Origin of the sequence: Vibrio hepatarius, from assembly GCF_011806575.1 — a bacterium.
Classification (GTDB): domain Bacteria; phylum Pseudomonadota; class Gammaproteobacteria; order Enterobacterales; family Vibrionaceae; genus Vibrio; species Vibrio hepatarius_A.
On sequence record NZ_JAATOO010000013.1, the window covers coordinates 1 to 22,621 of the forward strand.

At 44.5% G+C, this 22,621-nt stretch carries 23 protein-coding genes and 1 pseudogene; 10 read left to right on the top strand and 14 right to left on the bottom strand.

The window, feature by feature from the left end:
• From flgD to HCZ42_RS11815, 10 genes are all read left to right on the top strand, one after another.
• A partial coding sequence (gene flgD, locus HCZ42_RS11770) for a flagellar hook assembly protein FlgD (protein WP_175579482.1) occupies positions 1–673 on the top strand: 673 nt, incomplete at its 5' end.
• 24 nt (positions 674–697) lie between these two features.
• Positions 698–1,894: a flagellar hook protein FlgE gene (flgE, locus tag HCZ42_RS11775; RefSeq protein WP_167420883.1), complete on the top strand. Its 1,197-nt coding sequence runs from the start codon at positions 698–700 to the stop codon at positions 1,892–1,894.
• An 11-nt stretch (positions 1,895–1,905) separates the two neighbouring features.
• Positions 1,906–2,637 carry a flagellar basal body rod protein FlgF gene (locus HCZ42_RS11780; RefSeq protein WP_167420884.1) on the top strand — a complete coding sequence of 244 codons (732 nt, stop codon included), beginning with the start codon at positions 1,906–1,908 and terminating at the stop codon, positions 2,635–2,637.
• A gap of 27 nt (positions 2,638–2,664) precedes the next feature.
• On the top strand, positions 2,665–3,450 hold the full coding sequence (gene flgG / locus HCZ42_RS11785) for a flagellar basal-body rod protein FlgG (protein ID WP_167420885.1): 786 nt from the start codon (positions 2,665–2,667) through the stop codon (positions 3,448–3,450).
• Positions 3,451–3,479: 29 nt separating this feature from the next.
• Positions 3,480–4,151, top strand: a complete 672-nt coding sequence (flgH, locus tag HCZ42_RS11790) for a flagellar basal body L-ring protein FlgH (protein ID WP_167420886.1) — start codon at positions 3,480–3,482, stop codon at positions 4,149–4,151.
• A complete protein-coding gene (locus HCZ42_RS11795; protein WP_167420887.1) occupies positions 4,151–5,272 on the top strand; it encodes a flagellar basal body P-ring protein FlgI in 1,122 nt (373 codons plus the stop codon). The genes flgH and HCZ42_RS11795 overlap by 1 nt, the downstream gene beginning before the upstream one ends.
• Positions 5,273–5,285: 13 nt before the next feature.
• On the top strand, positions 5,286–5,843 hold the full coding sequence (locus HCZ42_RS11800; RefSeq protein ID WP_167420888.1) for a rod-binding protein: 558 nt from the start codon (positions 5,286–5,288) through the stop codon (positions 5,841–5,843).
• Entirely contained in the window at positions 5,844–7,217 is a 1,374-nt protein-coding gene (gene flgK / locus HCZ42_RS11805) for a flagellar hook-associated protein FlgK (RefSeq protein WP_167420889.1), read from the top strand.
• A gap of 12 nt (positions 7,218–7,229) precedes the next feature.
• Complete coding sequence (gene flgL / locus HCZ42_RS11810) at positions 7,230–8,129, top strand: flagellar hook-associated protein FlgL (RefSeq protein WP_167420890.1); 900 nt, start codon at positions 7,230–7,232, stop codon at positions 8,127–8,129.
• Positions 8,130–8,146: 17 nt separating this feature from the next.
• Positions 8,147–9,187 (top strand): flagellin, encoded by a 1,041-nt coding sequence (locus HCZ42_RS11815; protein ID WP_167420891.1) that lies wholly within the window; start codon positions 8,147–8,149, stop codon positions 9,185–9,187.
• A gap of 401 nt (positions 9,188–9,588) precedes the next feature.
• Here the strand turns inward: HCZ42_RS11815 and HCZ42_RS21835 are convergent, their stop codons facing one another.
• The 14 genes and pseudogenes from HCZ42_RS21835 to fliQ form a co-directional block, all read right to left on the bottom strand.
• Positions 9,589–9,876 carry a hypothetical protein gene (locus tag HCZ42_RS21835; RefSeq protein ID WP_254868950.1) on the bottom strand — a complete coding sequence of 96 codons (288 nt, stop codon included), beginning with the start codon at positions 9,874–9,876 and terminating at the stop codon, positions 9,589–9,591.
• A gap of 495 nt (positions 9,877–10,371) precedes the next feature.
• Positions 10,372–11,319, bottom strand: coding sequence for a flagellar motor protein MotB (locus HCZ42_RS11820; RefSeq protein WP_167420892.1), 948 nt, complete (start codon positions 11,317–11,319; stop codon positions 10,372–10,374).
• A pseudogene (gene motA, locus HCZ42_RS11825) lies at positions 11,319–12,176 on the bottom strand (flagellar motor stator protein MotA). Before motA ends, HCZ42_RS11820 begins: the two are co-directional and overlap by 1 nt.
• 9 nt (positions 12,177–12,185) lie before the next feature.
• Complete coding sequence (locus HCZ42_RS11830) at positions 12,186–12,914, bottom strand: FliA/WhiG family RNA polymerase sigma factor (protein ID WP_167420893.1); 729 nt, start codon at positions 12,912–12,914, stop codon at positions 12,186–12,188.
• Positions 12,915–12,926: 12 nt separating this feature from the next.
• Positions 12,927–13,415: a flagellar basal body-associated FliL family protein gene (locus HCZ42_RS11835; RefSeq protein ID WP_167420894.1), complete on the bottom strand. Its 489-nt coding sequence runs from the start codon at positions 13,413–13,415 to the stop codon at positions 12,927–12,929.
• 25 nt (positions 13,416–13,440) lie between these two features.
• On the bottom strand, positions 13,441–14,523 hold the full coding sequence (locus HCZ42_RS11840) for a flagellar hook-length control protein FliK (protein ID WP_167420895.1): 1,083 nt from the start codon (positions 14,521–14,523) through the stop codon (positions 13,441–13,443).
• On the bottom strand, positions 14,520–14,840 hold the full coding sequence (locus HCZ42_RS11845) for a LafD (RefSeq protein WP_167420896.1): 321 nt from the start codon (positions 14,838–14,840) through the stop codon (positions 14,520–14,522). The genes HCZ42_RS11840 and HCZ42_RS11845 overlap by 4 nt, the downstream gene beginning before the upstream one ends.
• On the bottom strand, positions 14,824–15,210 hold the full coding sequence (gene fliS, locus HCZ42_RS11850; protein ID WP_167420897.1) for a flagellar export chaperone FliS: 387 nt from the start codon (positions 15,208–15,210) through the stop codon (positions 14,824–14,826). Before fliS ends, HCZ42_RS11845 begins: the two co-directional genes overlap by 17 nt.
• A 21-nt stretch (positions 15,211–15,231) precedes the next feature.
• Positions 15,232–16,569 carry a flagellar filament capping protein FliD gene (fliD, locus tag HCZ42_RS11855; protein WP_167420999.1) on the bottom strand — a complete coding sequence of 446 codons (1,338 nt, stop codon included), beginning with the start codon at positions 16,567–16,569 and terminating at the stop codon, positions 15,232–15,234.
• A gap of 477 nt (positions 16,570–17,046) precedes the next feature.
• Positions 17,047–17,913 (bottom strand): lateral flagellin LafA, encoded by an 867-nt coding sequence (lafA, locus tag HCZ42_RS11860; RefSeq protein WP_167420898.1) that lies wholly within the window; start codon positions 17,911–17,913, stop codon positions 17,047–17,049.
• 416 nt (positions 17,914–18,329) lie between these two features.
• Complete coding sequence (locus HCZ42_RS11865) at positions 18,330–20,420, bottom strand: flagellar biosynthesis protein FlhA (RefSeq protein WP_167420899.1); 2,091 nt, start codon at positions 20,418–20,420, stop codon at positions 18,330–18,332.
• 30 nt (positions 20,421–20,450) lie between these two features.
• On the bottom strand, positions 20,451–21,578 hold the full coding sequence (flhB, locus tag HCZ42_RS11870; RefSeq protein WP_167420900.1) for a flagellar biosynthesis protein FlhB: 1,128 nt from the start codon (positions 21,576–21,578) through the stop codon (positions 20,451–20,453).
• The gene (gene fliR / locus HCZ42_RS11875; RefSeq protein ID WP_167420901.1) at positions 21,575–22,351 is read right to left on the bottom strand and encodes a flagellar biosynthetic protein FliR; all 777 of its coding nucleotides are present in this window, start codon (positions 22,349–22,351) and stop codon (positions 21,575–21,577) included. Before fliR ends, flhB begins: the two co-directional genes overlap by 4 nt.
• On the bottom strand, positions 22,351–22,620 hold the full coding sequence (gene fliQ, locus HCZ42_RS11880; protein WP_167420902.1) for a flagellar biosynthesis protein FliQ: 270 nt from the start codon (positions 22,618–22,620) through the stop codon (positions 22,351–22,353). The genes fliR and fliQ overlap by 1 nt, the downstream gene beginning before the upstream one ends.
• Position 22,621 lies beyond the last annotated feature (1 nt).

Consider the following 22,621-nt stretch of genomic DNA (forward strand, 5'->3'; position numbering starts at 1 on the left):
ACAATACAACGCACTTTCAGCAGAAACCCCTCCAGTAGCTGCGACAGCTGAAAATAATGGCAGTGCCGGAATCATCGGTAATCCTCAAGATACGAACAGCGCAACGTCATTGCAAAATGAGTTTATCACCATGATGGTTGCGCAAATTCAAAACCAAGATCCTTTGAATCCACTCGATGGTACCGAATATGTCAGCCAGCTAGCGCAATTTTCACAGGTGCAAAGCATGGAGAATATGTCGGGATTGATGCAAAACAGCATGGTGCGACTCGATAACATGCAAGTGTTGTCGACCGCGGGGCTGGTAGGTCAAACCGTCTATGTGTCCTCGAATGAATTTGATCTGGGTGAAAAAGTTCAAAACGGCAAGATTGCTCTCGACAATGCTTCTAACCAAGTCACGCTGATGGTGGTAGATGAATATGGTCAGTCAACCAAAGTTCCTTTGGGGGCGCACTCAGCCGGAGATGTAGAGTTCGCTATTGATCCTGCAAAACTTGGCCTAAAACCAGGCAAATACACTGTTACGGTAGAAGGTCAGGAAAGCTCAAATGTGCTATTGGCTGGCTCGGTAGAACAAGTTCGAATTCCAAGCTCAGGTGGTGCTTCTCTCATCAACGTTGATGGTGTTGGCAGCGTTCCTTTTTATGAAATCACTCAGTTTGGTGCATAACTAAATCAATAAAAGAGGTTAGTAATGAGTTTTAACATCGCACTTAGTGGTCTGGATTCGACCAATAAAGAATTGAACACCATCAGCAACAACATCGCCAACGCTTCAACATCTGGCTTTAAAGGAGCACGTACTGAATTTGCTGCAGTTTATAACGGTATGCAACCGGGCGGCGTTGAAGTGGCTTCAATATCACAAAACTTCGACAAAAATGGTTCAATCACTGGTACTGGCCGAGCCATGGATATGGCGATTAATGGCAGCGGTTTCTTTGTGACGAAAGACAGTATGGGGCAACTTTTGTACACCCGTTCCGGTGTATTTAATACTGATAAAAACAACTTCATTACTGGCAATAATGGTGCAAAACTGCAAGGGTACAGCGTTGATACTAATGGCGAATTGTTATCCGGCTCGGTTGGCGATATCAAGGTTTCGACCTCGTCTCTAGAAGCGAAAGCAACCAACAAGATAGATTTTGTGGCGAATTTTGATGCCAGCGCTAAAGTCGTGGATCAAACTCAATATCCGTTTGATCCTAACAATTCCAACTCTTTCAATTCTTCCTACACCACGAAAGTATACGACTCACTGGGTAATGCCCATAACGTAACTCAATACTTTACCAAAACGGCAGACAACACTTGGAAAGTGAGTGTCCAGGTCGATGGTAGCAAAAAACCAGTGTCTACAGTGCCAGTGAAGTTTAAAACCGATGGAACATTGGAGTCTCCTAAAGGTTCTTACAAGGTTTCATTCCCAGCGGCTGGTGCGGAGCCATTGAACATTGATATTAGCTTGAAAGGAAGCACACAGTTTGGTGCTGCGTTTGGCGTAAGTACCAACAACGCAAATGGCCATACCTCTGGCGAGCTAACGGGCGTTCGTGTGGAAGACAACGGCATGGTTTACGCCACCTATGACAATGGTGAATCTCAGCGACAAGGTCAGGTGGTATTAGCCAATTTCGCTGACCCACAAGGTTTGTCCAAAGTCAATGATACCGCTTGGACACAAAGCTTTAGCTCAGGAGCCCCGATCATGGGTATTCCGGGGATGGGGTCTCTGGGGGAATTAGCGCCAGGGTCGTTGGAAGGATCTAATGTCGATTTAACCAGCGAGTTGGTCTCTTTGATGACAGCACAGCGTAATTACCAAGCGAATGCGAAAACGATTTCGACTGGCGACAAGCTGACTCAAGCTCTGTTTAACGCGATTTAACGGAGCTTCGTATGGATAGCTTGTTATTTACCGCGACCTCGGGGGCCAGCCGAGTTTTAAAAGCGCAACATGTGCATTCGAACAACTTATCGAATGCGGATACTGCGGGTTTCCGAGCGGACATGGAACGTGCGGAAAGTTTTCAGTTATACGGTGCGGGCTTTGATGGGCGCACTATGGTAGTGACCAACTCAGCAACAACGCGGTTTGATTCTGGTGATGTCATAAAAACCGGTCGTCCATTAGATGTCGCCATCATTGGCGAAGGCTATCTCACGGTCGAAGCTCCGCAAGGAGGTGAAGCGTATACCCGAGCAGGTAACATCAAGGTAGATGCATTTGGTGCGATGACTATTAACGGATTTCCAGTATTGGATGAAAACGGTCCCATGGTATTGCCGGAATATCAGAAAATCGAAATTGGCGAGCGTGGTCAAGTGTCGGTGATCCCACCAGGTGGTGGAGCAAAAATAGAAGTAGGCGCATTAAAGTTGACCAAACCACCCATTGACCAACTTCAGAAAGAGAGCGATAGCCTGTTACATAACGTGAATGGCGAACCTTTCCCTGTCGATGAAACTGTGCAGCTTGTTCCTGAGCATGTTGAGGGCAGTAATGTTTCAGCAGTGGATGAATTGCTCAGCGTAATGTCTCTTACTCGTAACTTTGAAATGCAAGTACGCATGATGAAGAGCGCAGAAACACTAGCACAAGCAGGCAACAAATTAATGGCGGCGGGGTAAACCTCGCCTATTAAAGGAGATTTACTAATGCACTCAGCTTTATGGGTAAGTAAAACCGGGATGGCAGCACAAGACACTAAGATGACTGCCATTTCTAATAACTTAGCAAACGTCAACACGGCTGGCTTTAAGCGTGATCGTGTGGTGTTTGAAGACTTGTTCTACAGCATTCAACGTCAACCAGGTGCTCAAGTTGATCAGGTAAACGAACTGCCCACTGGTGTGCAGTTAGGTAGTGGTGTCCGTGTGGTTGGTACACAGAAAGTATTTACTCAGGGCAACGCACAAAATACCGCACAAGAGTTGGATTTAGCGGTAATGGGTCAGGGGTTCTTCCAGATTGAAAACTCAGACGGTCAGATCATGTACACCCGTAATGGTCAGTTCCATGTCAACTCTGAAGGATTAATGGTGAACAGCCAAGGCTTACCGTTAGAACCACAAATTCAAATTCCAGATAACGTCGTTTCACTGTCGATTGGTGTTGACGGTACAGTCTCGGCAACAACAGCCGGGGATTCAGCGCCACAGCAGTTAGGTCAAATCACTTTAGCGAAATTCATTAATCCGGCGGGTTTAGAAGCCGTGGGTGGCAATCTATTTCGAGAAACGGATGCCAGTGGTCTCGCTGAAGAACTGGTTGCTGGTCAAGATGGCACTGGCAGCATTAAGCAAGGTGCACTAGAAGGTTCAAATGTGCAGGTTGTTGAAGAGATGGTTGACATGATCACAACTCAGCGAGCCTACGAAATGAACGCTAAAGTGGTTTCTGCCACTGACGACATGCTCAAATTTGTTGCGCAATCTGTGTAAGTAATCTGGTGATGATGAAGGAAAAAGCAATGAAATGGCTTATTAAGAGCTGGGCAGTGGCCGTCGTGTTGTTGGCAGGCTGTGCATGGCGTCAGGAGTTTGTTCCACCTGAGCCAGGTACAGAAGAATATGCGCCGCCAAAGTTGGATTATTCCTTACCGGAAGCCAAATCAGGTAGCCTTTATCGTCATCAATATTCAATGACATTGTTTCAGGATCGCCGCGCCTACCGCGTTGGCGATATTCTTACTGTACAGCTTTCAGAAGAGACAGAATCAAGTAAAAAAGCAGGCACAAAGTATGGGAAGGGCTCAAAGGTCAATTTTGCAGCACCAACAATTGGCAATGCTAAATTGGAAGACTTAGCCGTGGGTCTGGATAGTGAACGTAACTTTGATGGCAGCGCATCCAGCTCTCAGGGTAATAAACTGCAAGGTGCGATTACCGTCACTGTTCGTGAAGTGTTGCCCAATGGCGTATTACGTATCAGTGGAGAAAAGTGGTTGAGTCTCAATCAAGGCGATGAGTTTATTCGTCTGACGGGTATTGTGCGCGTGGACGATATCAGCCGAAATAACCAAGTTTCTTCTCTGCGAATCGGTGATGCACGCATTACTTATGCAGGTCGAGGCGTACTGGCAGACAGCAATACGCCAGGTTGGCTTACTCAGTTCTTCAACAGCCCATGGGTACCATTCTAATGAAGCAACACAAAGCATTTTTTTCCTCTTGCCTGATGGTACTGACATTAGGTTTTGCGCCGACTTCACAAGCTAAAGTGGAAATTCCGATCATGGATCTGGTTGATGTACAGGGGATCCGAGAAAACCAATTAGTAGGTTATGGTCTAGTGGTCGGTTTAGATGGGCAGGGTGACCGTAATCAAGTGAAATTCACGGCGCAATCCATCACCAACATGCTGCGTCAATTTGGCGTGCAGATTGACGATAATATGGATCCGAAACTCCGCAACGTGGCATCAGTCAGTGTTACCGCGACTGTTGATCCAATGGCGGGGCCGGGGCAAACGTTGGATGTGGTGGTGTCCTCCATTGGTGATGCGAAAAGCCTTCGTGGTGGTACGTTACTGCTTACCCCGCTGCGAGGCATCGATGGTGAGTTGTACGCCGTAGCACAAGGCAATGTCGTTGTCGGAGGGGTGTCTGCTGAAGGGAAAACTGGTTCCAAAGTTGCGGTTAACACCCCAACAGCTGGCCGGATACCTAATGGTGCAACCTTGGAGAGAGAGATCTCCACCGATTTTAACAAGCGTGACCAAATTACGTTAAATCTACGTAAGCCGAGTTTTACGACCGCCAAAAATATCGCTCATGAAATCAACAATACGTTTGGCCCCAATGTCGCGGTATCCGTAAATAAAACAAGTATTAACATGCGAGCCCCTAAGGATACACAGCAACGTGTCGAAATGATGGCAATGTTGGAAGAAATGAGCGTTGTTGAAGGTAGAAAACCGGCTCGTGTTGTCTTTAATTCGCGCACCGGTACGGTTGTGATAGGTAAAAACGTCAAGGTGGGTGAAGCCGCGGTCAGTCACGGTAACTTAACGGTGAGGATCTCTGAATCACAACAAGTGAGTCAGCCGAATGCGTTTGCTGGCGGTGAGACAAAAACTATTGATCAAACCCGCATTGATGTCAGCGAAGAGCAGAACAGAATGATGATTTGGCCGCCGGGAACGGAGCTGAACACTATTGTTAATGCGATAAATAGTTTAGGTGCGACACCAACAGACTTGATGTCAATTTTACAAGCACTGTACGAAGCGGGTGCACTTAACGCAGAGTTAGTGGTGATTTAAGGAGCAACCAGGGATGAAGTTCAACAATGTAAAAGACCAAGCGCAGCTCAACTCGATGCTGTATTACGACAACAATGCCCTAGCCACTATCAAGCACAGCAGCGATAAGCAAGGTTCATTAGAAGTCGCCGCTGGTCAGTTTGAAGCGATGTTTTTGCAGATGGTATTGCGACAAATGCGCAGCAGTAGCGACGTCTTGGCAGATAAAAACAGCCCATTTTCCAGCCAACAGCAAGGCGTATTTCGCGATATGTACGATGGGCAGCTCAGCCTTGAACTGGCGAGGAAACAAAATTCAGGTATCGCCAATATGCTGGTGCAGCAACTCAGCCCTTCCATAAGGGAGATGTCTTTCAAGACATCGCGAGGTGTGTTGCCAGCAAACGATGAAACCCCATCGCCGTTGACAATCTCTGAATCCAAATCACAACTTGATATGGAAGATGGCGAAATGAATGTGGACGTGATTAATTCTCCCCAGTATGCCGTCGCTTCAATACAACAAGTGCTCGGTGAAGCGGGGATGACCACTGCTTTTACTCAACCTCTGAATAAGAAAATGGGACTGTAAATGAATATTGTCAATATTGCCCTTTCTGGCTTAAACGCTAACCGAGTTGCGTTGGATGTAACGGCGCAGAACGTAGCGAACATCAACACTCCGGGGTTCAGTCGTCAACAGGCCATCATGACTTCTGTTGGTGGTGGAAAGTATGAAAAACAAAGTCCGGGTATGGGAGTGGAAGTCAGCAGTGTTCGACGTATTACCGATCAGTTTTTGGTCAAACAAACTTGGTCCACAAATAGTTTGGCATCTTATGCATCGGACTATATGAACAGCATGAGCAAGTTAGAAAACACGTTAGGAGCTGATGGCCTCAATATTTCTGCAGGACTGGATACCTTATTTTCGGCGCTCAATGACGCAACAGTAAAGCCAGAATCTATTCCATATCGTCAGCAAATCATCAATGAATCAGAGGCGTTGGCGCGCAGATTTAATGCTCTGTCTGAGTCGATGAACAACCAACATAAAAACATAAATGATCAGCGTATGGCAGCGGTGAAGCATGCAAATAGCCTGATGGTGAACATCGCTAAAATCAATAAACAGATTACTGAAATGGAAGGCACAGACGGAAATCCAGCTCAATTGATGGATAAGCGTGATGAACTCATTGGTGAACTGTCACAAGTGATTGAAGTGAAAACCACCGACCAACTGGATGGAAGCATTCAGGTGACTTTAGCCTCTGGTCAGCCACTGGTGATGGGAGGTGAATATGGACAATTAAAAGCGATTCCCGATCCAGATGATCCTCAGTTAGCCGATTTGCATGTGAAGTTTGGTGAACAGAGTTTAGTCATTTCTGGTTCAGTAGGTGGTCGACTTGGGGCAATTAATGATTATCAGAACCAGATCTTAAAACCGAATCAGGTTGCCATTAATGATATGGCGAAAGCGCTTGCTGATGAATTTAATGCTGCGCTCGCAACCGGAACGGATCTGAACAAAAAACCAGGTAAACCACTCTTTAGTTACGATCCTGCTAACCCTGCGTCAAGTCTGAATATTACTGATATTAAGCCGAAACAACTGGCTTTGTCGGGTGATGATACCCCCGGGAATGGGGATGTACTTAAGAAGCTAATTGCCATCGGGAATAAGCCTGTCGCTATCACTGGCTTTGGTAACATCAGCATCAATGACGCATTCACTTCGATGGTCGGAGAAACGGCAATCAAAGCGCGTCAGGCTGATTCAGATTATCAAACTAGAACATCAATGAACCAACAAGCTATTGAGTCGAGAAATAATGTTAGTGCAGTGAATAGTGATGAAGAGGCGGCTAACCTGATGACATTTGCAAATGCGTACAACGCCAACATGAAAGTGATCAGCACAGCGAACCAGCTGTTCAATTCTGTATTGCAGTTATTTTAAAAGGAACTCAAGATGAGAATCAGTGATACACAATTCAGCCAAATGATGCTGCAAAGTCTGCAAACTAACAACGCAGGGCTTGGGAATGTCATGCAGCAGATGTCGACAGGAGAGCGTTTAACGAAGCTTTCTGACGATCCCATGGCCTCTGTTAAATTGCTAAAACTGGATCGTGAAGGCAGTGCAATCAAGCAGTATCAAGACAACATTAACATGGTGAAAACCACACTCTCGAACCAAGAAGTGCATCTGGAGTCAGTCAGTGAAAGTCTGCAAAGCATGCGCGAACTTGTACTTTGGGGAGTAAACAGCACGTTAACAGATGAAGATCGCGATGGGATGATTAGCAAGCTGAAGAGTTTGCGTGGCTCGATTGCCTCTTCTTTTAATGCTCGAGACGAAGATGGACATTATCTATTTTCGGGAACGAAGACAGCTACTGCTGCATTAGACAAAACCGATGCTGGTTATGTTTTTAAAGGCAATAATGATAAGCGTGTGGTGACGGTAGCGAAAGGTGTAACCGTGGAATCCAATATGACGGCAAAAGATATTCTGGATCTCGGTGGTGGTCATAATGTCCTCAATCAGATCGATGTGCTGATTAAGGAGTTTGGAAAACCAAGTAAGAATTTTGACGCGAATGTAGACTCTAGTTTGAAAGCAATTGATGATTCGTCGGCGAATGTACTTGGTGCACTAACGGAGATTGGTGGCCGTCATAATAACCTTGATTTGATGGAGAGTGCACATAGTGAGAACAAGCTGTTTGTCGATAAGGTTACTGGTGATCTTTCTAAGTTGGATTACGGTGAAGCATCAGTACGTTTGAGTAATTTCATGGCGGCATTGCAAGCAACGCAAGCGAGCTACGTAAAGATTAATGACCTCAACTTATTTGATCGCATTTAAGGATAGGAATTTCCAATATGGTAATGAGCACTGTAGAGGTTAGGCCACATAACATTCGTTTGACAAAGCATGGACAGACTTCTGTTGTGCCCACTGGCTCTGCAGATTTAAGCAGTAAGATCTCTCCTCGTCCTATTCTAACTCAGGCTGATACCAGGTTAGCTTATTCTGTCTCCGGTATGTTGCTGATGCAAAGTGAGCAACATACGACGTCAGCACAAATTGCTTCTAAATCTTTACATTTGATCGGCAAGGAACTGACGGAGATTAAACGTGGGTTAACTCAGGCGATGGTGCAGGGGTCACAAAATGTGCCAAGTTTGCAGGAAAATTTAGTCCGCTCAAAACAAAAGATTCATCAGGTTTTGAACCAAGCGCGAATTTATGACAAGAAAGTTCTCGATAACGAACTCAATTTTAAACTGGACAGAGCGGATATTCGTCGCTTTTCTATTCAGGGATTAAATGCACATCGTTTGAGTGAAAAAGCAGAGCAAATTCGTCTCGATTTTCCCCAAGCCCAATCGGTAATGGTTCAATTTGATGGCACATCTGATGGAGCGCACACAGTAAAAATGTTAGACCGCAGTCTAATTGCAATGGGCATGCGAGCTTCACTGGCAGAAGACGGTACTATTGTGTTTGAGGTGCAAGAGAGTGCTTATCAGAAAATGCAGCAAAAAGTGTATGTCACTGGAGAAGGGAACCGTTTCCCGGCGGGGCAACCCAATGCACTTAAATTGAAAGCAGAACCCGAAGGTATAGCAGAGTTACGCTTTGACCTCGGCTCACGTGATGGAATCAGGCAAAGCATCGCGAAAGTGAATCAGCATTTGAGCCAAGTGCAAACTAGTTTGGAAAAAGTCAGAGCTTTCTATGGGGAACTGGGGGCACAAATGCAACCAGTGCAAAATCAAAGCCGCTTGCTTTCTACAGACGAAGTCGCTGCAAAACTAAAAGGTATCATATCGGCTTCTTATCAATTCAATTCGACTTTCCAAGCTCTCAATGCTCAAGCTAATGTTCGTCGTCACATGGTTGTGGCATTACTAAAATAAGTCAGTCTTTTTACTACTTAACTTCAGTTCTCATCATAAGCACATCTTTTTCAGGCCGACGGATTTGATAGTCGGCTTTTGAGCTATCAACTTCACCGTGAAGAACTAATGCGGCAGAAAACCTCAATCTCGTTGAATTTCATAAACCGTTGTTCCCGCTTGTTTTATGCTCTGGCCGAGCAGAACAAAGATCCGAGTGCCCGCAGGCAGTTACCCTTTGCTATTATGGGTAGCAAACGGTATACAGGTGAAAACCGTATCAAGTCCAAGGATTGAAAACTACTGATTGTTTGTACAATAGGTAGACTTATCACCGTAATTTCAACAAAAGGCCAGATGTGTCGCGTTGCCCTAAACGTCAATACCTATACGATTGTTCTCAACGACCGTCTTGTGAAGTATTACACCATAAAGAAAAAATACAGAAAGTATACAAATGCCAACAGAGTTGCAGAAATCGTCGGGTAGATGATGTAAGAGTCCCGATGACTAGTGTTCTGGAAGCATAAGGAAAACAACTGGATATTGTAGACAAAGAGTAACAGGCTAATGATGGTGCCACTATTTAATGTAAGGTTGGAAAGCTGTGCCAAGAAAAATGCCAGCAATATATAGTCAAGAACGATCAACCATAGAAGGGCTTTTCTCAAACGATCTTTTTGAAGTTTATTGGACGATTGTTGGTTCATAATCAACTCAAACGAAATAACCAGAGCGCAGGATACCTTAAGCCTATCCCCTTGCTACTTAAAGTATCAGCGGTGTTAGTTGCATTCGCTCCCCCAATCACATCGTCTATCTATGCTCATGGGGATTCACTCACTTGCCGTCTACCTGTAACTCCAAGCAGTTTGGGGATCGTTTTCATTTAGCACCTAACATCGTTAAAAATACCGCAATAGACTTAGCTATTGGCTGATAATCTTGTCTAGTTATGCGTCTAATATGACGGTTATGACAGTGCTGAGCTTAAATAACCCCTAACATATTAAAATTAAAAGATTAATGGCTTTTATCTCAAGGTTAAGATAACAAGCTTTAAACCAGTTCTGACGAACCAGGTTAAATATCTACAATGATGCTCACGTTGGGTAAGTTGTCACACCAAAATGTGCGGCAGTTTGTTAAGTGATTTTCTAAGTAAATTGGTATTAATCACTTTTCAAAGACTTGTTGGCGTATTCTTAGTCAATCATTTCTTGACGAATTACAGGTTGATTGAATTTGGCTTTTTGTTTCGCTTTGTTCAAATCTGTTCCTGTTTGATTGCCAAAAAAGGTTTCCAACACTTTGGCCGCTGGTGTAGTGAGCACAAAGAGTTCAATACGTCGGTTTTCACTGGAGTCAGGAGCTGTCTGATTTAACAAAGCACGGTCAGACATACCAGTCACCTGCATGACACGCTCTGCGGGCATACCGCCATCGACCAATGTTTTTCGTGCAACGTTGGCACGAGATGCTGAAAGCTCCCAGTTCGATGTTTTACTGATTGTCTTCCTGAAAGGTATTGAGTCTGTGTGTCCGCTGATAATGATAGGGTTGGCAACGCGTTGAAAAACGGGAGCGAGTGCCAATAGAAGATCTTCAAAGAAAGGGGTTAATTCTGAGCCGCCTCGGCTAAACATGAATTGTTTGTAATCATCTTGTAGCACTATGCGCAGACCTTGTGGTGTTACCGTGACATTAACATTACCCTGAGCACTGACCTGACCTATGACTTTCTTAACGACTTTAGCCAACAGTGTCAGTTGCTCTTGCGTTTCAAAATTTCCGTCGATCAAAGAATTACTCTCTGGTCCGTCACCATCTCCTTGGAAGAAAGAGTTGACCACATGGTTGGAATTGTGACGGCTTGGCACCGAAGAATCTGATGCCAAGTCGATAGGAGAAATGCTGTTTGAAGTATCAAAAGGGTTGCCGTAGCTTTCATCGAACACATTTGAACTGTTCAAATGCGCGATGATTGCCTTGCGTTCATCTTTATTTACCGTTTGCATGACCCAGAGCACAAGAAACAGCGCCATCAACGCAATCATGAAGTCAGCCATGGCGATTTTCCACGCCCCACCGTAATGTTCATCATATATGTAACCTTTAGCACGTTTGAACACTACACGTTCTTGTCTTTGCATTATCCCTCCTGATCAGCCAGCCACTTCTCCATTTGGTCGAATGTGGGTTTGATGTCTAACTGAATATGTTTCCGACCAGAGTCTATAGCGAGAAGAGCAGGTTTTTTCGCAACGTGAGCTACCAAAGTAGCGCGTACGAATTCAAAAGCCGACATGTCTCGTCTTATACGCTGAGCCATAGCGTTACTGGCTGGGTCTAAACAGCAGTAGCAGCCAAAAATACCAATGAATGTACCGACGAGGGCGGCAGCAACGTGATAGCCAACCATTACAATAGAACCATCAATAGATTGCATGGTGATGATGATGCCACCGACTGCAGCCAAAATGCCGAATCCTGGTAATGCTTCTGCTGTGCGTTGCATTGAACGTGATGGCAGCAGCAATTCAGTTTGTATAGCTTCGATTTCTTGTTCTAGCAGCCCCTCTAACTCATGAGGCGACATTTGCCCTATTGCCATTAAACGCAAATTGTCGGTAATGAAAGAAACAAGACGATAATTACGAGTGACTAGAGGGTAACGTGTAAAGATCTGACTCTCTTCTGGGTTTTCGATGTGTTTATCCAGTGTTTAAAAACCGCCGTTACGAATGGTATCCAATAGCACTTGCATTAACGCCATCAACTCCATATAGGATTCACGCTCATCTTTTGTTGAGGACATGATCATCGTAAGCTGACGGCGTGTCTCTTTGAGTACTTGCGGTGGGTTACCAATGATCATCGAGCCTAATGCTGCACCAACAATGATTAGGATTTCTGCTGGTTGCCAGATGGCTGATAAACTGCCGCCAGCCCATACATAGCCGCCAAAGACGCCTAATAAAATAATGATTGCACCTAGAAATTTTTGCATCTGTGACTCCTAAGAGGACAAGTATTGGTTAAGTTGTTTGAGCGCTTGTTTGTGGAGCTGACAAATACGAGGTGATGTCAGATCCAGTATCAGCGCAATTTCATTGAGGTTGAGTTCGTGTTGATAAAACAGCGTTAATAAGAGTTGATCTCGTTTTGACAATTTGTTCAGTGCTGTCTCTAAGCTACGACGAATATGCTCGTGTTTTAAACCATCGTAGTGGCCGCTAAATTGGTTTTCGACACCGTTTTCTATCAATTGATCCAAACTTTGTAGCTCACCCGCTAATGCTGCACTTTGCCTTGCGTAATAATCTTGTTCATTGGTGCCGAGCGCTTTGATCGTTTCTGCATCAGTAGGTTGTCTGCCTAAAGCTCGAATAAGATCACGAGTAATATCGTTCAGTTCATGGGCTTGCTGACGGGTTTTGCGTGAACGCCAATCTAATCGACGTAGTTCATCTAAAATGGCACCTCGCACTCGACAGACGGCAAAATTAGGGAAGTTAGGGTCGCTAATATCACCATAACGACGGCCCGCTTCGATCAATGCAATCAGCCCAATTTGCTGCATGTCATCAATACTGCAATATGCAGTTGCATGGACTCTGAGTTGATTCACCACGCGTTTCACCATGATTTTATGTCGTTGCAACAACTGGTTTTCATCAATCGGTGTAGGTGGCGTGTTGATCTCTTCCACTGACGTATAATTATTCTCTGAGTTCATCTCCAACATAAGTGAACTCCCCTATTGAATGACGTACTTGGTGAGTAAGATGTCGTCAATGTCACGTGCGACGCCCGTTTTCGCGAAAACATTCAGCAGAGTTTGTTTGATTTCGTTTTGCAAACGGTTAATCGCACCAGACTGTTGTAGTTCATCAAAAGTTTTATCGCTGAACAGTTGTAACAGCGAATTTTTGACTACAGGCATGTAGTTATCGATGTTTTTAATACGATCAGGGCGACGGGTTTCTACAGCCAGCTCCAGCATCACATAGTGTGTCTGTTTTTTGCCTTTGATGGTTAACACCACCTTGTCTAGCGGATAGAAACTGGGGTCATTGTTTGTCTCTTCGTCGGAGAGAAATGGCAATGATGAACCTACCACTTCCTGTTCAAGGCTTGACGCCTCCTTCTTGAGATACCAAATGCCACTAACCAAAGTACCGGCCGAAACGAGGGCACTGGTGATGATCATGGCGAAAAAAATAGCGATCATATGTTGTTTGGTCATAACCTTTTTCCTCGATAGTGATTATTTAGGCTTTCGTGTTAAGCCAATGGTCTGAATAACGGTTGTTGATTTGTGGTTGGAGTGATGAAATATCTCGTGCAGCGAACACATTCTTTTCTTCTTGAGATGTCTCTTGTGATAGCTGCTCTTTTCCTTTTTCAGAACCTATGTTTACATCGACATGAACGAAATTCTGTTCTTGGAGTTCGGTACGTAAACGCTCAGAAACTTGCATTAAGGCTTCTCGAGTAGCGGCTGCATTAGCATTGATTTGCACATGAAGGCGATCACCTTCAACGCGGACGAGTAAATCCAATTTGCCCAGTTCTGGTGGATCCAGGCGGATTTTTGCCTCTTGGATATTTTGCTGTGCCTGTAAGGTGACGCGATCATGCAGTACTTGCATCATCTGTTCGCCCCATTTTCCTGTGCTGGCGTCAACACGAACCGCAGCCCATTCAGTGTTTTGGCTATGTCCCTGAATTTGGCTAAGTGGATGGGGAGAGCTTGCCGACACAAGTTGGTTCAGGGCTGATTGCAGCGCCGAAACAGGTTGCTGTGTTTGCCCATTTTGGGGGGGCTGGAGCAACATTTGGGTCTCAAACATGGACAAATTCAGCTTGGCGTTGTTAGCCAAAGATTGAAGAGATTGCGTCGTTTGATTTGGCGCGGCTGTCACCGATAGAGAAGAGTGAGAACTGGCTTTATCCAATACCAAATTCAACGTGTCACGCTTTAAAATCAGCTTCATTAAATTTTGAGCCAAAGGCTGACCTTGTGCACTAGGCTCAGCGCCGGCCTGCACTTGCAAATTATTCAGGCTTATTACAGGTAGAAATCCATTTTCATCATTTGTTTGAGTTAGCTTAGTTAACTCATTGCCTGATGTGTTGCTCGCAGCGTCCGATGGCTTGGATTCTTCCGTTTTGGCATTTGCTTTCACTTTAAGTAAACGAAATTTAGAGTTGTGCTCAAGAGGCTCCGCCGTTTTCGAGATGGTGTTATTGGGTGCGGATGTAGACGCTTCACCTTTGGCGCTGGTGATTTTGCCTTCCTTTGCGCCTAGAGAAGTGGATGCCACATTCAGAGAAGAAGTAGGGGGGATCATTCGGTCGATTCCATGGTCATTGCAAGCTGATAAGCCATTGCTCGTTCTAACTGAGCACTGATTAAACTCATTTCCTGCTGTAACTTGCTGAGCTCATTTTCAAGAGAATTAAATGCGTTTGCGTAAATCGTTTTGGTACGTTGGATTTCCGTTGCGAGTTCTGGATCATTCAGGTACGGCTTATGGCAGGCAAGTAGCTCTCTTAGCTGCAAATCATGATGCTTCAAGGCGTCCCAATCGGCCGTTTGAGTGGCGATTTGAATCAGTTGAGACAACTGACGAAATTGCTCCGTTAATGCTTTATGCTTGCTTGCCAAACCCCACCCAGCCTTCTCTAATATTACTCATCACGAGCTCTACATTAGCGAGCCTTTCTGCATCGTTGTGAACACTAGTCTGATAAAGCTCTACTAAGCAGAAGTCGTACAGCTGCTGCAGACTCCGTGCAATCTCACCGCCGTGTTCATCATCAAGAGCACTGCTTAGACCAATCAAAATGTTCATGCATTTATTGATAGCAGTACCTTTTTCGGCCAAACGATTAGCGGCGAGGTGACCACGAATACGCTCGATTTCATCAAGCAACCCGTCAATCAGCATAATGACTAATTGGTGAGGTGTAGCGGCCGCAGCTTGTGCATCGAGTTCGACTTGCTGATATGAATCATAATCTGAGTCTATGAGCATAAGTGCTTCTCCTAAATTGTTTTAACCAAATATACCCATGGTTTGGTTCATTTGATTTACGAGCGTATTTACTTGAGCGAATTGTTTCAGATAACGGTCATATGACATCTGATATTTACGCTCTAAAGTGGCTTGTTTATCTTCGATACGGTCAATGTTTGCCTGAAGGGCTTCTTTTCGTGAGCTGAACAAACCTGAAGAGAATTTGAGAAATGGCTCTGTCATTTTGTTTAAACTGTCCAGCAACGCGTTATTGCCATTAAACATGGCTTCCAGTGCCGCACTGTTGTTTTTTTGGGCTTCGGTAAATTTGTCGTTGTCAACAGTCATTTTTCCGTCTCGTCCAATGGTGATACCCACGTCACTGAGTCGTTTACCGTTGAATTTACTTCGTATGATGTTATTCAGTTGACTTTCGATAGAACGCAATGTTGGATCATTGGCTAGCTCACCACGAGCCTCATCTTCGTTCCCGGATTTAGTATATTCATCTAGGGTAGAGATAATTGAGTTGTACGAATCAACAAATTTGTCGAGTTGCTTCTTAGTCGATTCATTGTCAGAGCCTACACTGAGGTTGATCGGTGCATCACCTGCGTTCTGTGCTTTCGATACCGTAATATCGACGCCATCAATCACACCTTTTAACGTATTGCTAGCATTTGTTAGTTTCAGACCACTGTCTTGTTTACCTAGCCAGATAACGGCATCTTTTGGTTGGCTGATGTCTTTTAGATTTTTAAACGCATCCTCAAACCAAGCTTGCCCAGTACCCGTTGCGCTGATATTGATGCGGTTAGCTTCGCCCGTGGATGTACTTGATAGCATAAAGTGAGTTTGACCATTTGAACGTACTAGAGTGGCGTTTACGCCAGGGTTATCACTGCTATTGTTAATAGCAGAAACCAAATCGGCCATGGTGGCTTGACCATCTCCATCGGAATCAACAGTGGATAAATCCAGAGACATCTTTTTGCCATTAATAGAGAGCTCCAAATTACCGATAGCCGGAATTTTAGTCGTCGGCTTTAAATCAGCTGGCATACCCGTAGATGCTTGATGAGATGTTGCAACTTGTTCTACAAAAATCTGGTAGTTACCAACAAGGGCATTGGTGTTCGCGCTGGCAGCCAAGAAACCATCTTGAGAGGTTGTTGCTGAATTTTTGATTACGCCATTAGTCGCGTTATTCATGTTGTTAATGGTTGCTCGGAACTCACTTAATATGCTTTTTGTCTTGTCAAGCGCCTTTATCTGTTTTTGGTAGCGATCCATTTCCGTCTGGTAACGATCTTTAAAAGGCTTGGTATCGTAAGTAGCAAGCTTGGTAGCCATCTGAATTGGATCAAACGAACTCATACTCATAAGGTTTCTCCCTTTCTTACTTAAAGTGTCTTAATCATCAAACCGAATGCGCATTAATTATGGCAAGATGTATGCCGAAGATTTATGCCCAATAAAATCAATGGATTAATGTATTCTCTTGTGGGTGGGAGGAAGTGATTTTTCACTTTAATGATTCCGCCTTTCCCACCATTAGAAGGGAAGCTAAAGCGATTTCCCCAGTAGAACAAAGCGGCCAAAAGGGGTAGGAAATTAAGTGTAATTAGCAAGATAGATGGAATGTAAATGTCAGAAAAGTTGTCAATTGGGATGTATCGATGAGTAACGTTTCAAGGAAGCCAGCAAGTACAGAAGTTATAGAGATAAAAAACCGAAAACCATTGAATGGTTTCCGGTTTTGACTCATCAGAAGGATCGGCCGCTCCTTAACTGATCAGCGTTACCTCGGTGATGGCGACTTTGTGCATTACGATAGGATAAATCTCGACACACTTAGCCTAGTAAACTGATTGCCATTCCTGGGAGTTGGTTCGTCTTAGTCAGAACGCTGGTACCAGCTTGCATTAGCAGTTGGTTCTTTGTCATATTTGAAGTTTCTACGGCGAAATCTGTATCAGTGATACGACCTTTTGCAGCGGAGGTGTTTTCAACCATATTGCCTAAGTTAACGATAGTATGATCCAGGCGATTGATGTTTGCACCAAAGCTTGAACGTACGTTCCCTATTTGTGCGAGAAGGCCTTCGTCACCGGTTGGACCAGTCAGTTTTGTCAGTGCAGCTTGTGCACCTTGTTCTGTATCGATTTTACCCAGAGCGTATTTCCCTACGTCACCAATTGATTTACTGAACTCTTTGATTTCTTTAGATACATCTATAGCGAGTAGATCACCAGCCTTGGTACCTATTTGAATATTCACGACACCTGCAGCGAAGCCAGTGGAGTCAAATAGCTTTTGACCACCAAAGTTAGTTGAAGTCTTGATGTTTACTAACTCATCGTTAAGTTGTTGATATTCCTTGTTAAGTGCCGCTTTGTCCGCTTTTGATGCTGAACCATTTGACGCTTGAGTTGCGAGATCTTTCATACGGTAAATAATGTTAGTCATCTCGTCCATCGCACCTTCCGCAGTTTGCATCATGGAAATGCCGTCCTGCGCGTTACGCATCGCCACTTTCATTCCGCGAGTCTGAGACTCAAGGCGAGTAGAGATTTGTAGACCTGCAGCATCGTCTGCTGCTGAGTTGATACGGTAGCCAGTACTTAAACGCTCCATTGCGGTATTAAGTAGGTTACCTGTGGCGCCCAGCGTATTTTGAGTAACAAGTGAAGCGTAGTTAGTATGCATAGATAAAGCCATATTAGTCTCCTTGGGTTGCTAACTGTCTTTCTGCAGGCTTCGGTAAGTTCCCTGCCTTATCAGAAGGCGGATGACTAATTCTGAGGGTTAATTGAATATGGAAAAAAAAAGGTGATTTCGAGGAATTTGTTACTTATTAGTGAGTTTCATTCCAAAAAATTACCATTTTATTTATCTTAGGAAACTCGAGCTTGAACGTATTGAAAACCGAACAAAAAATATTCTCTATGGGGTTATAAAGAGCATTTAGATGAATTGGTACTATATAAATGCCTTTCCTATTTGAAGCTGCAGCGGTGTTGGTAGCGTCTGCTCACCCCAATCACATGGTTATCTATGCTCATGGGGATTTACTCGCTTGCCGTCTATCCGCAATTTCAAGTTGTTTGGGGATATGACAGTTATTGTTAAAGATGTTAGCCGAGGTTTCCTACCACATTAATCTGTTTATTCTCTGGTATTTCATTGTATGACAGTACTGCCAGTCCTTGTGTGAAAGTTCGGGCATAGCGGGCGATTAAAGGGCGTAACTGCGGCATTACTAGCAGAATAGGAACTAAACCTCGTTGCTTTAGCTGTTGCTTGATTAGAGGTAAGTTTTGCTGAAACTGGCTCAGAATATTCGGTTCAACAGGAAAGCTATCCAATATTACCGGACCGTTTGCCTGTGCTTGTTGCAAAGATGATAGAAGCATTTGTTCCAGTTGGTCAGACAACGCATAAACGTTGAGTTCGTTTTTCTGCCCTGCAATTAGATTGACGAGTGTTCGGCGCAAGGCACAGCGAACATCTGCTGCCAGTAGGATCGGGTCTTTGGTGTGCTCTGCTGATTCAAGCATGGTGTTTGCAATGGTGCGAATATCCTTAAGCGGTATCTGATCCAGTAACAGTTGACGATAAACCTTTAACTGTTGAGCAGGTGTTAAAGTGGCGCCTAATGCTTCTGCCAGCTTTGGTGCTTGTTGCGTCAAACGCTGATTCATCGCTTCGACATCATCATGGGTAAATAGATCTGCCAGATTGTTTTTCATGATTTTACTGATATGAGTCGCGATCACTGTACTATCATCTACGACTTGATAGCCCATATTCAGCGCTTTGGCCTTGTCGTTATAGTCAATCCAAACGGCAGGTAGTTGATAAGCTGGATCACTACCCAAAATACCATCGACTTCACCGTAGATTTCTCCTACAGCAATCGCCAGTAAACGATCTGACTCAATGAACCCTTGCTCAATCACTTCTCCGTTTAATGCGATGGTGTACTGACTGGGTTTTAGGCTCAGGTTATCGTGAATACGTACTTCAGGAAGCAGGAAACCGATTTTTTCAGACAGGTTACGGCGCACGCCACGAATGCGTTGTGTCAGTGGTGCGCCATTATCTTTATTGACCAGATGCACCAATCGATAACCTAGTGCAAGAGACAGAGTGTGTACATGAGGTATGTCATCCCAAGTCAATAGTGTCTCTTCTTTTTGCATTGCATGAGAAATCGCCTCAACCTGTTCGATTTGGTTATCTTGAATAGGTTTTTTCGACTGACGCCAACCTGCAAAGGCAAGCACTGTGGCAAAAATGAAAAACGCCAGATGCGGCATGCCAGGAACGATCCCAATCATCGCCATAATGCCCGCGACGGTAAACAGTGTTACCGGAGTGGCAAGCAATTGCTTACGCATGATTTCTGACATGTCGTTATCGCTGTCATTGACGCGGGTAACGATGATTGCAGCAGCAGTTGCAAGTAGCAGAGAAGGAATCTGAGCAACCAGACCGTCACCAATGGTCAGCAGGGCGTATGTTTTGAAAGCCTCTGAAGCAGGTAAACCGTGCTCAAAGATACCGATACTGATACCACCAATAATGTTAATGAAGAGGATCAGCAAACCAGCAATCGCGTCACCACGAACAAATTTAGAAGCGCCATCCATCGAACCGTGAAAGTCTGCTTCGTTGGAAACTTCCTTACGGCGTTGACGAGCCGTTTCTTGATCAATCAGGCCTGCGTTTAAGTCTGCATCAATCGCCATTTGTTTGCCGGGTAGGGCATCCAGTGTAAAACGTGCAGAGACTTCAGAGATACGTTCGCCACCTTTGGTGATCACAACAAAGTTGATGATCATCAGGATGATGAAGACGACCATACCGACAACATAGTTACCGCCGATCACTACTTCACCAAATGCCTGAATCACTTTACCGGCTGCATCGCCCCCGTTATGGCCTTCAAGTAGAACAACTCGGGTCGATGCTACATTGAGTGTCAAGCGTAATAAGGTCGCAACCAGCAGCATGGTAGGGAAGATGGAGAAATCCAGCGTTCTTCTGGCAGTAGTACTAACCAACAGTACCAAGATGGCGAGTACGATATTGAACGTAAACAGGACATCCAGAAGTAAGGGTGATAGCGGTAGAATGATCATCGCGAGTACCATCAGTAGTACTATTGGTACTCCGATGTAACTTTTAGTGGATGTTTGTAGTTGTTTTAACCGGTTAAGCATACTTTCGTGTCCTTGGATATACGCGGGTAATCAGTGTTGCAAGTGTCTAGGAATTGAAAAATGTGGCAGAGGTAGTGGATGTTTACCTTCACCTTTGCGAAATGCTCTCAACTGCAGCATGTAAGTCAGAATATGAGCCACTGCAATGTAAAGTTGGCTTGGAATGGCCTGTTCAATCGCTGTGGTGTAATAAATGGAGCGAGTTAAAGGTGGCGAGTTAATGATCTCTACTTGGTTTTCTCTTGCGATGCGTTGAATGTGTATGGCGGTTTCATCCACCCCTTTGGCTACCACAAACGGTGCATCGGAGAGTGATGTGTCGTATTTAAGGGCAACGGCGTAGTGAGTTGGATTCGTGAGTACGACATCCGCTGTTGGCACTGTTTTGTTGAATTTTCGTCGAGCAAATTGTTGTTGAATTTGGCGAATACGTTGTTTGATCTCTGGTCGACCTTCGTTTTGCTTGAACTCTTCTTTGAGTTCTTGCTTGGACATACGCAGCTCTTTTAAATACTCCCAACGTTGGTATGGGATATCAATCACACCAAAGATGAGTAAGGCAAAGCTCATCAGCAGTAACCCTTCAAATAAAATGGATATGATCAGAATAGCTCCCTGAGGGAGCGGTAATCTTTGCATACCCAACAAAGGCTGAAGGTGACTGTCTAAGTAGCCATATAACACCCCGAAAATGATCATTACTTTGAGTGTCGATTTCAACAGTTCCACTAAAGAACGAGTAGAGAACACACGCTTGATTCCATTGATTGGATTTAGTTTGCTTAACTTTGGTGACATATTGGCAAGGCGGAACATCCAACCTCCCAATACCATACTGCTCCCTATGGTAGTGATGATGATCACTGCGAACATGGGCAGTAACATCTCAATCACCATCGCTAAGCTCTGCCCAAGTTGTTCAACCAGTTGTTGAGTATTACCAAGATCTTTTTTAGTCAGAGACATGTTGAATCTGAATATGCCAGCCATGCTCTGCCAAATATTGTCAAGTTGGGCATAGAAAAACAGCACAACAGCGAGAAAAATAGCAGCCGTAGTAAACTCTTTTGCACGAGGGACTTGCCCGCCCTGACGAGCTTTTTTAATTTTCTGAGGAGAGGCCTGTTCTGTTTTGTCTTGTGACGAATGTTCGTTCATACCCCACCCGATATAAAATTATTTAAGTATTGTAAAGTGTTGTGTACTAAGTCTGTATAACGGTCAGGAATCCCAGATACAGAAATCAACACACTAAACAAACCGAGCAACATGGTCATCGGAAAGCCTAAAGCATAAATGTTTAGGGATGGTGCGGCGCGGTTCATCACACCAAAACTGATATTGGCTAGAAGCATGGAAATGATGGCTGGTAAAGCAAGCGCGAGTGATGAGGCAAACATCCAACCAAAGACATTGATGACGCCTTGTAGTGAAAGAGAAGTGATACCTGAACCCACAGGCCAGATAACAAAGCTTTGAATGAGAACATCAATCACCAATAAATGTCCTTCTAGAGCAAGAAAAAGTAACGTCGAAAAAATGAGAAACAACCGACCCAGAACCGCTACAGAAATGCCATTGACGGGGTCATTCATCATCGCCATTCCCAAGCCCATTTGCAGTGAGATAATCTGCCCCAACATGGCGAATACAGTGAACAGCATGTGCAAAATTAAACCAAATATAATGCCCCAAATAACTTGTTCAAATGCGAGAAACAGCGAAGTCATGGAAAATAGGTCGACAGCTGGCATAGCAGGAATTAAAGGGGCTGTGATTACTACAATAGCGAGAGCCAGTAAGCTACGAACCCAAATCGGGATCAACGCATCTCCAAAGAAAGGCATGGAAATGAACACAGCACCAACCCGAAAAAATGGCCACCAGAGTTGACCGAGAATTGCGGAGAGCTCAGCAAAGGTAATGGCCATTAACCAATCATCCCGGGAAGGCTATGGAACAGATAGTTAAATAGTTCCATGATCTTACGTAGCATCCAATGTCCAGCGAAAATCACCATCAACAAGGTTGCGAGTAGCCTGGGTAGGAAACTCAACGTTTGTTCGTTGATTTGGGTCGCGGCCTGAAAAACGGCAATACCCAGGCCGACAACCAGGCCGGGTACAACCAAAACAACGACTATGATAATGATCATCCATACGGCATCGGAAAATAGGGTTACGGCCATTTCAGGTGTCATG